Source organism: Diaphorobacter ruginosibacter, from assembly GCF_040396215.1.
Classification (GTDB): Bacteria; Pseudomonadota; Gammaproteobacteria; order Burkholderiales; family Burkholderiaceae_C; genus Diaphorobacter_A; species Diaphorobacter_A ruginosibacter_A.
Genome location: NZ_JBEBOW010000107.1, coordinates 1 through 13,634, shown reverse-complemented (window position 1 = coordinate 13,634; position 13,634 = coordinate 1). Strand labels below are relative to the sequence as shown.

The window sequence follows — 13,634 nt, the reverse complement described above, 5'->3', positions numbered from 1 at the left end:
CTGCCCTGCCTGTTTCTACGATTCATCTGCAGATGCGGCGCATCCGCCGCTCTGCACTCTCTCTTGGCTCTCTCCAGGGTTTCGGCCCGAAGCCGAAGCCGCTCTCAGAATTGGTACGTCACGTTCGCGTTCAGCCGCCAGCCCTGGCGCGGCCAGCCCTGTGGCGAATGGAACGCCCGGCCCAGTTGAACGTCGCCGAACAGGCGCTGGAACACCACGCGGGCGCCCGCGCCAGCGCCCGCCAGGGTCCTGCTGCGGCGATCGGAGACCGTGTTCAGCCGCGCCGCGTCCACGAACAGATAGGGCTCGTAGCGCACGCTGTTGTCCCAAAGAGGCTGCGCCCTGGGATACGAGAACTCGTTGCGCCAGACCCAGCCACGGTCGCCCCCCAGATAGGATTCGGGATAGGCGCGCACGCTGGACATGCCTCCCGCGAACAACTGCTCGGAGGAGTACAGCGGATGCCTGCTCCACTGCGCGTTCAGTCTCGAGCGGTACATCCATGACCGGGGCAGCGGCCGGTCCAGCGTTGCCGTGAGATCGAGCTTGCTGAACTGGTAGCGCGCCGCTTCCTTGGGCAGGTCGGCGGGATCACGGTCCGCGCCAAGCGCGCGTATGCCCTTGGAGATGCCCGCATCGATGGTGAACTGTGCGGGCCCGGATGCGGTGTCGAACCGCTGCAGCCGGTTGAGGCCCGCGCGCACGCTGGTCTGCGCCTGCGGCAGGAGCGGATAGTTGTTGACCTCGCGCGTGGAATCCCGGCGGGCCAGCGAAATGTCCAGCGCCGTCTTGCTGGTCTGGTCGCGCGACAGCAGCCGGTTGAGCGAGAGCGAATAGTTCCGCGAGCGCCCATACACCAGCGCGGTGTCCGCGATGAGATTCTGGTATTCGGAGACGGACGCCATGGCCGAGACGGTGTAGTAGCCGAACGGCACGGAGAGCAGCGCATGGATGGCGTTGGTCTCCTGGCTGGTGGTCAGCCCGATGTTGATCGACTCCATCAGGCCCAGGACGTCGCCCGCGTCCAGGCCCATCTGCACGCGGGCCGTTCCGGTCGCGGTGGAGCCGCCGTTGTCGACGCCGATGTTGTAGTGCAGGGCGTCGCCGCGCTTGTTGGCGAACTCGACGATGGAGCCGCCATGGCCTTCGCCGGGCTTGATGAGCACCTGCATGCTGTTGCGGCGCAGGCGGTTGAGCTGATCGACGGCCTGCTCGATGTCCTGCAGCCGGAGGATGTCGCCAGCCTTCATGGGCATGGCGAGCCTCGCGCCGATGCCGGACGCCGGCTGGCCGTCCAGGAGAATCTTCTCGATGCGCCCGGCGACGATGGTGACGGTGAGCACGCCGCCCTGCAGGTTCTGCCCACCCACATAGGCGCGCGAAGTGGTGTAGCCCGCCTCGATCAGCGCCTTGTTGATGCGCTCGAGCAGCACGTTGATGTGCTCCACCGCCAGCTTCTGTCCAAGGAAGGGATGCGCGATGAGCCGAAAGCGCGCCGCGGCCAGCAGGCCGGCGTCGCCGTCGAGCCCGATGTCGTGGATCTCGAAACTCGGGCCGGTCGTCGCGAGCCCGGCGGGAAACCCCTCGCCCGAGGCGGCGGAGGCCTGCGGCGCGTCCTCCTGCTGGATCGCACCCTGCGCGGATCGCTCGATCAGTTCGCGGCGCAGGCGCTCCTGCTGCTCGCGCATGAATTGATCGTTGGGGTCCCTGATCGGCGGGGTCTGCGCGGCCGCGAGCGGCGCGAGCGCCAACGTGACGCCCAGGCCGCCCAGGGCTTTTTTCAGGTGTGGCAAGTACATCGAGTCCTCACCACCACAGAATGCCGAGGTGATCCTCGATGCGCACCGGATCGCGATGCGGCGCGCGGATGACCGTCACGTCGCCGTCCACGCCCTCCGACGCGATGAATGATCCGCCGTCCTGCTGGGCCACGCCCCGCAGCATGAGGCTGCCCTGCTGCGCGGTGAAGCCCCCGCCCTGGTCCGTTGCGTAGACCTGCGCCCAGGTGTCGCCGAACAGCGCCTTCAGTCCCTTGTCCCGCAGGATCACGGTATGCAGCGGCTTGGCCCTGGCGACGATCAGCGGCGCCGTGACCTCCATGCCCTGGCCCGCGTACATCGTGCCGCCGTAGTTGAGCACCGTGCCGCCCGCGTCCACCTTGATGTCCGTGGCCGCCATGATCTGGCCGCCGACCAGGCTCTCCGAGGTGTGCGCCGTTGTCTTGCAGACGAACAGGACGCAGCGCTTGCTGTAGCCGTACTGCCCTATGCCGTGTGCCTCGTTGGTGAAGGAGCCCGCCGTCCGCGCCTCGATGCTGCCTTCGTTGGAATAGATGAACGCGCCCCGGTTGGCGAACTCCGCGGCCTGGATGTCGATATCGCCCTGAGCAACCCAATATCCGAGGTTCGCGGGGTCCGCCAGGGAGCCCATGTCGGTCTCGTAGCCGCTTTTGCGCGTGAACACGCTGGAGCCGTCCCAGGCCTGGGCGTCGTCGCCCTGCACATGCACGGACTCGTTGACGACCGCGCCCTGCGCCTGCACCTGTAGCCCGCCGTTGCTCATGATGCGGGCATTGGCCGAGGTGATGTCGCCGCCCGCCTCGAGACGCACGGAGTCGCCCTGGCCGAAGATCAGCGCCGTCTTTTCAGCGCCGATCGGCGTGCGGTTCTCGATATCGCCATCCGCCTTCAGCAGCACGGCGAAAGGATTCTCGTCGCTCACGCGCTGGCCGCCCGTGATCTCGCCGCCGATATTGCGGATCGAGCCGGACGCCTGCATGTTGACCTGCTGGCCCGCGGACACGATGCTGTCGCGGCCGTCGCCGTTCTGGAGCACCACGTCGGCCGCCTGGATGTTCACCGAGCCGAGCGCGCGCATCTGGCCGCCCAGCTGCAGCACGTCACCCGTGGCGGACAGCGTGAAGTCGCCCGCCGAGGCCACGAGCTCGCCTTCGTTCATCACGCCCGCGCCCTTGTCGGTCACCAGGATCTCGATCCGCCCGGACGTCACCCGGGAGCCCGCGCCGACCTTCACGGCGAAATCGGACCGGCTGGCTTCGCCCGCCTCGTAGTACACCCACGGCGTGAGGTTGTCCACGGGCGAGGCGGCGGTGTCGAACGTCGCCCTGGATTCTCCGGCCACCACCCGCACCAGCGCCGTGGACGAGGTGAACTCGTTGGTCACCGGCCCGTTGATCGCCACCTCCTTGGCGATCATCTCCAGGCGTATCAGGTTGCCCGCCAGGCCCTGCTCGCCGATATCGATGCCGCCTCTCGCCGTGGCGACGTCCACGTACCGCTGGGTGAGGCCGGAGCCTTGTATCTCGTCGCGCAGCGTCAACGCGCCTGTCGTCAGGGCGACGCTGCCGAAGTTCACGAAGCTCCCGCCATTGACGCTGATGCCGTTCTGATTGGCCAGGATCAGGTTGGCGCGCGGCCCATTGACGTCAATCTCTCCCGAGATCCGCGACGGCGACGCGGAAAAGACCTCGCCCACGATCGTGCGGGCGTTCACGCCCTGGTTCTCGAAAGTCAGCCCCGGCCTGCCCACGTCGAACTGGCTGAAGCTGTTGTAGGACACCCCATGCTGCGCCGCCGCCGGATTGACGTGGGCGCGCCCCGCATCGTCCATGGTGACCGCCGTCGCCGTCTGGCCGTTGGGCACGACCGCCGTCACGACGTTCTGCGCCATCGCGCCATGAGCAAGCGCCGCAAGCACCGCGATGGACAGCGGCTTCATGATGTCAGCAGCCATGCCCCTCGCCCTCGCACGTATCTACGTGCAATCCCTCACATACGCCTGCCATTCTCTTGATGCCTCCGCTTGAAATTCCGACGTGAATAAATCAGCCGGTCATTCTTGTTGCAGAGCACACCTGGATGCCTTGATGAAATCGATACGCGCAGACACCTATCCCGCCATAGGGGGCGGTAAATACAAACCATTGAAAACCTGCGCCAGCCTCGCATTGCGGGCGCAGCCGTGGCGCGAAGGCGTTCGTGCGCGGCGCCCGTGCGGCGCCAGGGAATGCTCAGGCCGGTCCGGCCTGCGGCGGCGCGGGCTGCGCGCTCCAGCCGCCGCCGAGCACGCGGTACAAGTCCACCGCAGCCGTCAGGCGGGACTGCCTCAGTTGCACGAGCGAATCCTGCGCGGTAAACAGCGTGCGCTGCGCCTCGAGCACGGTCAGCAGCGTGTCCACGCCTTCCCGGTACCGGCGCTCGGCAAGATCCAGCGAGCGCTGCGCCTGCTCCACCACCTCGCCTTGCATGATCTCCTGGCGGTGCGCCGAGTCGGCATTGCCAAGACCGTCCTGCACTTCCTTGAGCGCCTGCCGCACGGCGCCGGCATAGGTTTCGACCAGCACCTCGCGCTGCGAACGGGCCAGGTCGATCTGCAGGTTCCTGCGCCCCCCGTCGAACAGGGTCTGCGCCAGCGATGCGGCAAGGGAAACGCTGCCCGTGCCGCCCGCCAGGCTCAGCAGGGCCGCGCTGCCGACGCCGCCGCTGGCGGACAGCGAGAAGCTGGGCAGCAGCGCCGCGCGCGCCGCCGCGACATCCGCATCGGCTCCGGCCAGACGGGCTTCGGCCGCCTTCAGATCCGGGCGGCGCGCCAGCAGTTGCGAAGGCAGGCCCGGCTCTGCGACGGGAATCCGCATCTGCTGCAGCGTCTCTCCGTCACCCGCATGAAAGCTGACCGCCGTGCGGCCCAGCAGCAAGGCCAGGGCCGTCGCCGTCTGGCGCTGCTGCTCCTGCAGCGGCACCAGGGCCGTGCGTTGCTGCAATACCGTCGTCGTCTGCTGGGAGACTTCCAGGGGCGTTGCCACGCCGTTGCGGGCCTTGGACTGAACAACTTTCAGCACCCGCTCGGCCGTTGCCAGGCTATTGCGCGCGATCTCCATGCGTTCGCGTTGCGCGAGCAACTGGAAATACGTCGTCGCCACCGAGGCGGTCAAGGTGATCCGGGCGGTCTCCATATCCAGCCGCGTCGCATCGGCCTGCGCGCGGGCGGCGTCGATATCGGCGGCGATGCGGCCCCACAGATCCACTTCGTAGCTCACGCTGAGCGAGAGCGACGTGGACTTGCTCGTGCCCGATCCCTCCCGGTGAGCGCCGGAGCTGCCCGCCGATGCCGATACGCCCGGCAGTTGCGCCGTGCCTGCGCTTTGCAGCGCGATGTCCGCCTGGCGCACACGCTCGGCGGCGATGCGCAGGTCGCTGCTGCCAAGAAGCGCTTCCTGCACGAGCGCTTCCAGCGAGGTCGAACCAAAGCCGCGCCACCAATCCTGCGATACTGCGGCTTGCGCGATGGAGGCGCCATCCGCCTCGGCCCATGATGCGGGCATCGGCATCTGCACATTGGTTCGCGGCTCGTGCACCGCGCAGCCGGTCAGCACGAGCATGGCGGCGGCGATCGCGCCGCGGGGAAGGGAGGTCAACGCATGGCGCATGATGATCCTGAAACCGTTTTATTCCGAAGCGAGGGCCACCACGGGATCGAGCCCGGCGGCTTTCTTGGCCGGCAGGTAGCCGAAGATGAGCCCGGTCGCGAACGCGCAGCCAAAGGCCAGCAGCACCGGCAATATCGAGAACCGCACCGGCGTGCCGAACGCCTGGATGATGGCTCCCGCCCCGAGCCCGCAGACGACCCCGACAGCGCCCCCAATGGCCGAGACGACCAGCGCCTCGATCAGGAACTGCTGGAGGATGTTGCGCATGCGCGCTCCGGTGGCCATGCGTATCCCGATTTCGCGGGTGCGCTCGGTCACGCTCACCAGCATGATGTTCATGACGCCGATGCCGCCGACCAGCAGCGAAATCGCCGCGATCGACCCCAGCAGGATCGTCATGGTGTTCTGCGTTTCGGAGGCCGTCTCGATGATCGATGCCATGTTGCGGATCTGGAAGTCCACGATGCCATGGCGCTCGGTGAGCAAGGACTCCACCGCCGCCTGCGTCTCGTCGATCCGGCCGGTATCGGCCACCGCCACGGTCACGTTGCGCAGAAAGCGCTGCCCGGACAGGCGCAACTGGCTGGTTGCGTACGGCACGAGCACCACGTCGTCCTGGTCCTGCCCGGTCGGCGAGGCGCCGCGCGGCGCCATCACGCCAATCACCTGGAAGATCAGGTTGTTGACCAGCACGAACTGGCCGATGGGGTTTTCTGCGTTCTGGAAAAGCGCGTTCGCAACGGTTTGCCCCAGCACGGCGACGGTGGCGTAGCCGGCTTCGTCATCCTCGCTGAAGAAACTGCCATGCGCCACCTGCCATTGCCGGGCGATCGGGAACTTGGCCGAAGTGCCGGTCGCGCTGCTGGAATAGTCCGACCCGCCAAAGCGCAGGGTCACCGTGCTGCTCTGCTCGGGTATGGCGGCCAGCACGTTGGGCACCTCCTTGTCGATGGCCGCCACGTCCGCCTGCACCAGCGTTGCGGTGCTGTTGAAGCCGCGCTGGTTCGGCGCCCCGGGGCGCACGAGCAGCAGGTTCGACCCCATCGCTCCGATGCGATCGATCACCGCCTGTTTGGCGCCATCGCCGATCGCCAGCATGGCGATGACCGAAGCCACGCCGATCACGATGCCCAGCAGCGTGAGGATGGAGCGGAACATGTTGGCCCGCAACGCGCGCAACGCCGTCTTCGTGGCCTCGAGCACATCCGACAGATGGCTCGCGCCGCCGCTCGCGCGCGGCGCCCATTGCTGCGCGGCGTCCCGGGCTTGCGGCGGAATCCGGGGCCCCGGATCGGCCAGCACGTTGCCGTCGCTGATCTCGATGACGCGTTGCGCGTGCCGGGCCACCTCGGGCGCATGGGTGATAAGGATGACCGTGTGCCCCTGGGCGGACAAGTCCTTGAGCAGGCGCATCACGTCCGCGCCGCTCCTGCTGTCGAGCGCTCCCGTGGGCTCATCGGCAAGAATCACCCGTCCGCCGTTCATGAGCGCGCGCGCGATGGAAACCCGCTGCTGCTGTCCTCCCGAAAGCTGGCTGGGCCGGTGATGCATGCGATCAGCCAGGCCCAGCATGCCGAGCAGTTCATGGGCCCGCTCACGCCGCTCATTCGGCGTCGCGCCCGCGTAGATCGCCGGCACTTCGACGTTGTCGGCGGCGGTTCCCGTGGCGATCAGGTTGTAGCTCTGGAACACGAAGCCGAAGGCCTCGCGCCGCAGTTCGGCCAGTTCGTCGCGGCCGAGCTGGGAGACGTCGCGCCCCATGAAGCGGTAGGTGCCGCTCGTGGGCCGGTCAAGGCAGCCCAGAATGTTCATGAGCGTGGATTTGCCCGAGCCGGATGCGCCCATGATGGCGACGAGTTCGCCCGGATAGATCGCGAGATCGACGCCATGCAGCACTTCGACCGCCAGCTCGCCCTCGCCATAGGTCTTGGTGACGCCGCGCAGCTCGATGAGCGGAACGGCAAGAGATGCGGATGGCGCGTTCACCGGCGGGAGCCTCCAGCACCGGGGCCCATTCCCGGCCCCATGCCGCCCGGGCCTTGCTGCTGGATCGCGGCGCTGCGGCGTTGGGATTCGGGCTGCTTGACGCCAGCCACCACGCGCTCGCCCTCTTCCAGGCCCGAGAGAACCTGCGCCTGCACGCGGTTGCTCACGCCAATGGAGATCTCGCGCTCGGTGATGGTGCCGTCCTCGGCGGCCACCTTGACCGTCGCCTTGCGCGGCATGCCGGGTGCCGCGGCGGCGCCGGAGCGCGGACCCGCCGCGCGGCCTTGCGCACGCTGCCCGCTGGCGCGCGCCATGCCGGAAGAATCACCACTGCCACGCGGTTCGCGGCGCGCAGGCCCGCCCGCGCCCGAAGCAGCGGAAGCCGGTTGCGCCGCCGCGCCCGCACCGCCCTCGCGCCGCCCGCCCTGCGGGCGTTGCAGCGTGACCGCCGACATCGGCACCACCAGCGCGTCCTGCACTTGCGCGACGATGAAGAACACCTGCGCCGTCATCTGCGCCATGAGCGCGCCGTTATGGTTGTCCACGTCGAACAGCGCGTTGTACAGCACCACGTTATTGGTGACGGTGGGCGTGGGCTCTATCTTGCTCAATTGGCCATACCACCTGCGCCCCTGGCTGCCAAGGGTGGTGAAGTACACGGGCATGCCCACGCGCAGCTTGCTCACGTCGGCCTCGGAGACCTGCGTCTGCACCGTCATCGTCGATTGGTCTGCGATGCGCAGGATCGTCGGCGCAGCCTGATTGGTGTTCAGCGTCTGGCCCTGCTTGGCGGTGATGCTGACCACGGTACCCGCCATCGGCGCGTAGATCCTGGTGTACTTGAGGTTGGACTCATCGACCCGCATGCTGGCCTGGGTCTGCTCCATCTGCGCCTTCTGCGTGTTGATCTGCGCGCGCGTCAGGTCGACGGTGGTCTCAGCGTTCTGCACCAGCTCCAGCGTGGTCGCGTCGTCCTTGAGCAAATTGCGCAGCCGCTCCAGGTCGCGCTCGGCCTTCTTCAGGTTCACCTCGTTCTGCACCAGCTGCGCGCGCTGCGAACGCAGGCTGGCGCGGCTCGCATCCACCTTGGCGGCGGACTGCTCCGCATCGATTTCGGCGAGCATCTGCCCTTCCGCCACCTCGCTGCCCACCTCTACCAGCAGCTTGCGCAACTGGCCGGAGACTTGCGCGCCCACGTCCACATAGTCGCGCGGCTGCAAAGCCCCGGTGGCGCTCACCAGGTCTTCGAACTGTGTGCGCTGGACGGTTGCATGGATGTATTCCACCTTGGGGGCGCGATGAGCGCTCCAGTAGCGCCAGGCGCCGCCTCCCACCGCCAGGACGGCGGCCGCGCCTACGGCGGCAAACACGAAGCGGCGGGAACGCCTCGGGCCGGGGGGTGGGGGTGAGTTTGAAGAAGCGGCGTCGGTCATGGAACAGGGCACGAAAAAGCGGGACGACGTGGCAGAACATCTCGCAGTCGGCGCAAGAATCCATCGCCAGATGGGTGCCTGCATGCCGCAAGACTCTTTCCACGTGGCTCCGGCGAACGGTTGGACTACAGGAATTGGCGCCCGAGGATGGCGCATGTACGTAAACGCTTCTTATTTCGAATGTAAATCTTCTGTCAAGACAGGCTGCGGCGAATCACGCCATGACGCGCCGGGGTCACCAATCCGTATGTTGTTGTGGGAAGGCATGGGCAACCGCTGCAAGGTGATCGCGGGGTGCGCACGGATCATCAATGGTTGCTCTTCACGTCTTCCGGCATGTGGCGAACGCCTTCGAGATGGCCCACGCCTCGTTGTCCCGAAAAGCCGTAGACCGCCTTGAACCCAGCTGCTTCCGGGTCGTTGATGCGCACCCATTGGCGTATCGGCTTCGTGGCGGGCTCATTGGGAATGATGTCATGGTCTGTCTGCCTTTCGTGGTTACGTGCATGCCCGGCAAACTTGCTTTTCCTGAATCCATGCGTCGCATTTCGCACGGGCGGTTTTTAAGGCTTCGCTCATGCACTCGCCTCCCATGCCCTGGATGGTCAGTTCATCCGGAGGCGCTTGCGGCATTCCCAGCTCATCTTCACAGAAGCAGCAGGTTTCTTCCGCGCGACGGAGACGCCAATAGGCCGTCCCTGCGGGCGGCGGAAGGTTGACATGCCATGGCATCACCGCCGTTCATGGCGGATCACTGGCGGCCGGCTTCAATTGCGGGTGGAAAACAATGTCGGCTCACAGGCGCCGAGCGTCCGGCTGGCGGAGCCCATGGCCCGCATGTCCAGTTGCCATAGGTACCAGAGGTTCAGGTACCACATCCAAAGTTCGCGCACACCACCAAGTCCCAGTCGCCTGTAGGCACGGGTGCGATAGGTTCTGACGCTCTCCTCGCTGATCTCCAACGAAAGCGAGATGCCAAGTGCCGTCTGGCACAGGAGAACACGTGCGCACACTTCCATCTCGCGTCGTGGCAAGTCCGTCATGGCGGTGAGGCAGGACTCCACCACGTCGAGCGAGCGGAGTGCGTCAGCCGGATTGGGAAATTGCGACTGCGGAAATGAGTGTCCGGCCAGCAAATCCAAACCGCTGGCACCAGAGATGGCAACTGTCTCCATAGCTTGTCTCCATTGTGTTGGTCTGCATCAAGACAGTCCATTTATAAAAATTGAATTCAATTTCATATTTACGATACGATGCCCGATTCGAGTTGTCAATGCCTGCCATATGAGCAATTGCCCTAGGACCCGCCACATCTGATGCACAGGCTCTGCATGAGTGCTGGCGGATGCATGCGTCCCTTCTCATGGAGCCCAATTTTTTCCAGAAAAAAGGATTGACTTGCCCAATTCGGACTCACATAATTGAATATGAATTCATTTTTAAAGGTGACATCTATGATGACTTCTGCATCTACCCACAAGCCGCTCGACGGGCGCGTTTTCGTGATCACCGGAGCCGGTCGTGGCCTCGGTGCTTCCTATGCCAGGGAAGCCGCCCGGCTCGGCGCAAAGATCGTGGTGAACGACATCGGCAAGACGCTGCAGGGCGAGTCCACCGGCGAATCTCCTGCCGACGAAGTGGTGCGAGACATCATTGCCGCTGGCGGCGAAGCCATTGCCGATACCCATGACATCACCGACTACGACGGCGCGCAGGCCCTGATCGAGGCCGCCGTCAAGCACTTTGGCGGCATGGATGTGCTCATCAACAATGCGGGCATCCTGCGTGACCGCATGTTCGCCAACATGAGCATCGAAGAGTGGGATGACGTGATTCGCGTTCACCTGCGCGGCCACTTCTGCACATCGCGCCATGCGGCCGCGTACTGGAAGGACAAGGCCAAGCAGCAAGGCGGCCCGGTGGATGCAGCAATGATCCAGACCACCAGCATCGCTGGCCTGCATGGTCAACCTGGTCAGGCCAACTACGCCACGGCCAAGTGCGGCATTGCCATGCTGGCGCACATCACCCACATGGAACTGTTCGAGCGCTATGGCGTGCGCAGCTATGCGATCGCACCGAGCGCGCGCACTCGCCTGACACTCAACTCCCCCGGCGCCGTGGAGGTGGTCAACAAGAAGATGGCCAACGGTTTCGACTATTTCGATCCTGACAACGTCGCTCCCTTTGTGCTCTGGCTCGGCATGCGTGGCTGCCCTGCTCCGTCGGGTGCGGTGTTCGGCGTGGAGGGTGACGTGGTTCGCCGCTACAACTCGTGGCAGGTTGGCTCCACGGTGCGCAACAACAGCAAGCGCTGGACCTTCGACGAACTGCAGGCCGCGGGTCCTGAATTGTTCAAGGGACAGGATCGCGCGTTCTCGCCGATGTCCGACGTCATCACCCACTTCTGATAGCAGGCCAGCCCATGACAGTCGCCCAATTGAAGGCGTCCCGCGATCCGGTGACGCAACAGACCTACATCCCCCCTCGCCCGCTCGTTGGCGATGGCTCTTTGCGTGAAGCGGAAATGGTGACGGTGTCCGCCCAAGGCGTGCTTTTTGCCTGCACGACATTTCAGAACGAGCTCTACGGCATCGTGGATCTGGACTGCGGCTCGCGCATCCAGACCTTGCTTGCGCCCGGCACCGAGCGCATTGGCGAGCGCGTGGTAGCGCACAGCGTGGATGAAAAGGGACAAGCGAGGTTTTGCCATGAATGATTCGACAAACAAGGTATTGATTGCAGGCGTCGGCATGGCGCCTTTCGCCAACCATGGCCCGGGCAAGGGGCTGGAGCTTGCGCGCCTGGCGGCCACCAATGCGCTCAATGACGCAGGACTGACTTACGCCGACATCGACTACGTCGTCGTTGGCACCGCGCACCCGCTTTCGCCTCGTGGCATCTATGTGGCCAAGGAACTGGGGCTGACGGGCGTGCCGGTCGAGCATGTCACCAACGCTTCCGCCACGGGACTTGCCGCCATGCACAGCGCACGCCAGGCCGTGCTGAGTGGCGATGCCAAACGTGTGCTGGTCATCGGCATGGACTCTCCCGCCCGCGCCGTTCCGGTGGAAGAGATCATCGTCAGCGAAGGCAATTTCCCACCCGTTGTCTCGTTCGCGCTGTGGGCCAAGCGTCGCATGCACGAGCGCGGAACGACCCGCGAGCAACTTGCCAAGGTGGCGGCCAAGAACTGGAACTACGCACGCAGCAATCCCTACGCAGCACGCCAGGCTCCGGAGGATGTGACCATCGACCGTGTCCTGGGCAGCCGCATGGTGGCCGATCCGTTCACGTCGATGATGTGCACTCCGTGGGGCGAAGGCGCAGCCGCTGCGGTACTGTGTGCCGACGATGCCTGGCCCGGCGCAAACAAGCAACCGCGCATACGTCTTGCGTCCAGCGCCTATGGCAGCGACAGTTGGTCACGCGAACTGATTCTGGAGGGCGCCATCGTCGGCCCGCCGGAGTTGTCCCGCATCACTGCTGCCAAGGCGCTGCAATTGGCGGGCCTGACGCCCAAGGACGTCGACGTCGTACAGGTGCATGATGCCTTCGCGGTGGAAGAATTCATCTACTACGAACTGCTCGGTTTCTCCAAGCCTGGCGAGACGGAAGCTTTGGTGGACGAAGGAGCCTTCGGCCCCGGTTCCCGCCAACGCTTTGGACTTCCGGAGTTCTCCACCAATGGGGGCCTGCTTGCGGGCGGCCACCCCGGTGGCCCTACCGGCTTGGCGCAGATATGGGAGACCGTGCGCCGTCTTCGTGGCGGCGACAGGGTCGGCATGTGCCATCTGCTCGGCTCCGGGTCCGTTTGTATCGTGCAAATGCTGGTGCGCGACTGAGCATTGCCATCAACACAGGAGACACCATCGTGCCAGTGACCTACCAGCAACTCATGGATTTGCAGCGGCCCAACCAGGAGGTGAGCTATACACACAAGGACAGCTTTCTCTACGCGCTCAGCGTGGGAGTGGCGTCCGGGGGGATCGAGGAGTCCATTCTGCCCTTCGTCTATGAACACCGCCCGATGCGGACCATTCCGTCGATGGCCACGGTGCTCATGCGCGTGCCCGTGCCGGAGTCCGGTATTGATTTTCGCGGCTTGCTGCATGGCGAGCAGCGATTGACATTGCACCGGGCCATTCCCGCCGAGGGGACATTGATCGTCGATGCCGGTGTGAGCGAGGTGATCGACAAAGGCCCGGAAAAAGGCTCCGTCGTCCTGTTCGAATCACGTGGCCGCACACCGGACGGCGAGCCGGTGTTCACCACCACCACCGTGCTTCTGGCGCGGCGCGATGGGGGAATCGGCGGGCCTGGCGGCACGTTGCCGGCCCCCCACCCCGTTCCCGAACGGACTCCCGACCTGACTGTGCGAGTGCCCACCCGGCCAGACGCCTCGCTGCTGTATCGACTCAATGACGATGCGAATCCGCTGCATGCAGATCCGGAAGTAGCCAAGAAGGCCGGTTTTCCAGCGCCCATCCTGCATGGCCTGTGCACCTATGGCATGGTCTGCACGGCATTGGTCAGGACAGTCTGCGAAGGAGACCCGGCACGCATGGCTACGTTCGATGCGCGATTCGCAAGCCCGGTCTTCCCAGGCGAGGAGTTGCAGGTGGACATTTGGCGCGATCAATCCGTCGTGTCGTTCCGCTGCAGCGTGCCCGCACGCAATCAGGTGGTGCTCGACCACGGTCGCAGTGAACTCAGGAGCGCCTGAGAACGTGTTTACGATCTCCTCGCGCCGCGACAGCGGCTTTGCG

General features: G+C 65.4%; 10 protein-coding genes. 4 read left to right on the top strand and 6 right to left on the bottom strand.

Translation table 11 applies throughout. The features are described 5' to 3' along the window. Window positions 1–104 precede the first annotated feature (104 nt). The 6 genes from ABWP92_RS12985 to ABWP92_RS12960 all read right to left on the bottom strand — a co-directional run bounded on the left by ABWP92_RS12985 (window position 105) and on the right by ABWP92_RS12960 (window position 10,040). Window positions 105–1,799, bottom strand: a complete 1,695-nt coding sequence (locus ABWP92_RS12985; RefSeq protein ID WP_353235808.1) for a ShlB/FhaC/HecB family hemolysin secretion/activation protein — start codon at window positions 1,797–1,799, stop codon at window positions 105–107. A gap of 7 nt (window positions 1,800–1,806) precedes the next feature. Next, complete coding sequence (locus ABWP92_RS12980; protein WP_353235807.1) at window positions 1,807–3,753, bottom strand: filamentous hemagglutinin N-terminal domain-containing protein; 1,947 nt, start codon at window positions 3,751–3,753, stop codon at window positions 1,807–1,809. 277 nt (window positions 3,754–4,030) lie between these two features. Beyond that, window positions 4,031–5,434, bottom strand: coding sequence for an efflux transporter outer membrane subunit (locus ABWP92_RS12975; RefSeq protein WP_353235806.1), 1,404 nt, complete (start codon window positions 5,432–5,434; stop codon window positions 4,031–4,033). Between the two features lie 30 nt (window positions 5,435–5,464). Continuing rightward, entirely contained in the window at window positions 5,465–7,432 is a 1,968-nt protein-coding gene (locus ABWP92_RS12970; protein ID WP_353235805.1) for a MacB family efflux pump subunit, read from the bottom strand. After that, window positions 7,429–8,802: an efflux RND transporter periplasmic adaptor subunit gene (locus ABWP92_RS12965; RefSeq protein ID WP_353235804.1), complete on the bottom strand. Its 1,374-nt coding sequence runs from the start codon at window positions 8,800–8,802 to the stop codon at window positions 7,429–7,431. Before ABWP92_RS12965 ends, ABWP92_RS12970 begins: the two co-directional genes overlap by 4 nt. Before the next feature lie 830 nt (window positions 8,803–9,632). Beyond that, window positions 9,633–10,040: a LuxR C-terminal-related transcriptional regulator gene (locus ABWP92_RS12960; protein WP_353235803.1), complete on the bottom strand. Its 408-nt coding sequence runs from the start codon at window positions 10,038–10,040 to the stop codon at window positions 9,633–9,635. Window positions 10,041–10,322: 282 nt separating this feature from the next. On the opposite strand from ABWP92_RS12960, the gene ABWP92_RS12955 reads away from it, so the two are divergent. The 4 genes from ABWP92_RS12955 to ABWP92_RS12940 are packed head-to-tail and all read left to right on the top strand — an operon-like array spanning window position 10,323 to window position 13,591. After that, window positions 10,323–11,276 carry an SDR family NAD(P)-dependent oxidoreductase gene (locus tag ABWP92_RS12955; RefSeq protein WP_353235802.1) on the top strand — a complete coding sequence of 318 codons (954 nt, stop codon included), beginning with the start codon at window positions 10,323–10,325 and terminating at the stop codon, window positions 11,274–11,276. A gap of 14 nt (window positions 11,277–11,290) precedes the next feature. Then, on the top strand, window positions 11,291–11,584 hold the full coding sequence (locus ABWP92_RS12950; protein ID WP_353235801.1) for a PhlB family protein: 294 nt from the start codon (window positions 11,291–11,293) through the stop codon (window positions 11,582–11,584). Further along, window positions 11,577–12,710, top strand: a complete 1,134-nt coding sequence (locus ABWP92_RS12945; protein ID WP_353235800.1) for a thiolase family protein — start codon at window positions 11,577–11,579, stop codon at window positions 12,708–12,710. The genes ABWP92_RS12950 and ABWP92_RS12945 overlap by 8 nt, the downstream gene beginning before the upstream one ends. Before the next feature lie 29 nt (window positions 12,711–12,739). Further along, window positions 12,740–13,591 carry a MaoC family dehydratase gene (locus tag ABWP92_RS12940; protein ID WP_353235799.1) on the top strand — a complete coding sequence of 284 codons (852 nt, stop codon included), beginning with the start codon at window positions 12,740–12,742 and terminating at the stop codon, window positions 13,589–13,591. The last annotated feature ends 43 nt before the right edge of the window (window positions 13,592–13,634 follow it).

Coding starts and splice junctions, on each gene's coding strand:
- ABWP92_RS12985 (WP_353235808.1), bottom strand. CDS start 1,799: ATGTACTTGCCACACCTGAAAAAAGCCCTGGGCGGCCTGGGCGTCACG.
- ABWP92_RS12980 (WP_353235807.1), bottom strand. CDS start 3,753: ATGGCTGCTGACATCATGAAGCCGCTGTCCATCGCGGTGCTTGCGGCG.
- ABWP92_RS12960 (WP_353235803.1), bottom strand. CDS start 10,040: ATGGAGACAGTTGCCATCTCTGGTGCCAGCGGTTTGGATTTGCTGGCC.
- ABWP92_RS12955 (WP_353235802.1), top strand. CDS start 10,323: ATGACTTCTGCATCTACCCACAAGCCGCTCGACGGGCGCGTTTTCGTG.
- ABWP92_RS12950 (WP_353235801.1), top strand. CDS start 11,291: ATGACAGTCGCCCAATTGAAGGCGTCCCGCGATCCGGTGACGCAACAG.
- ABWP92_RS12945 (WP_353235800.1), top strand. CDS start 11,577: ATGAATGATTCGACAAACAAGGTATTGATTGCAGGCGTCGGCATGGCG.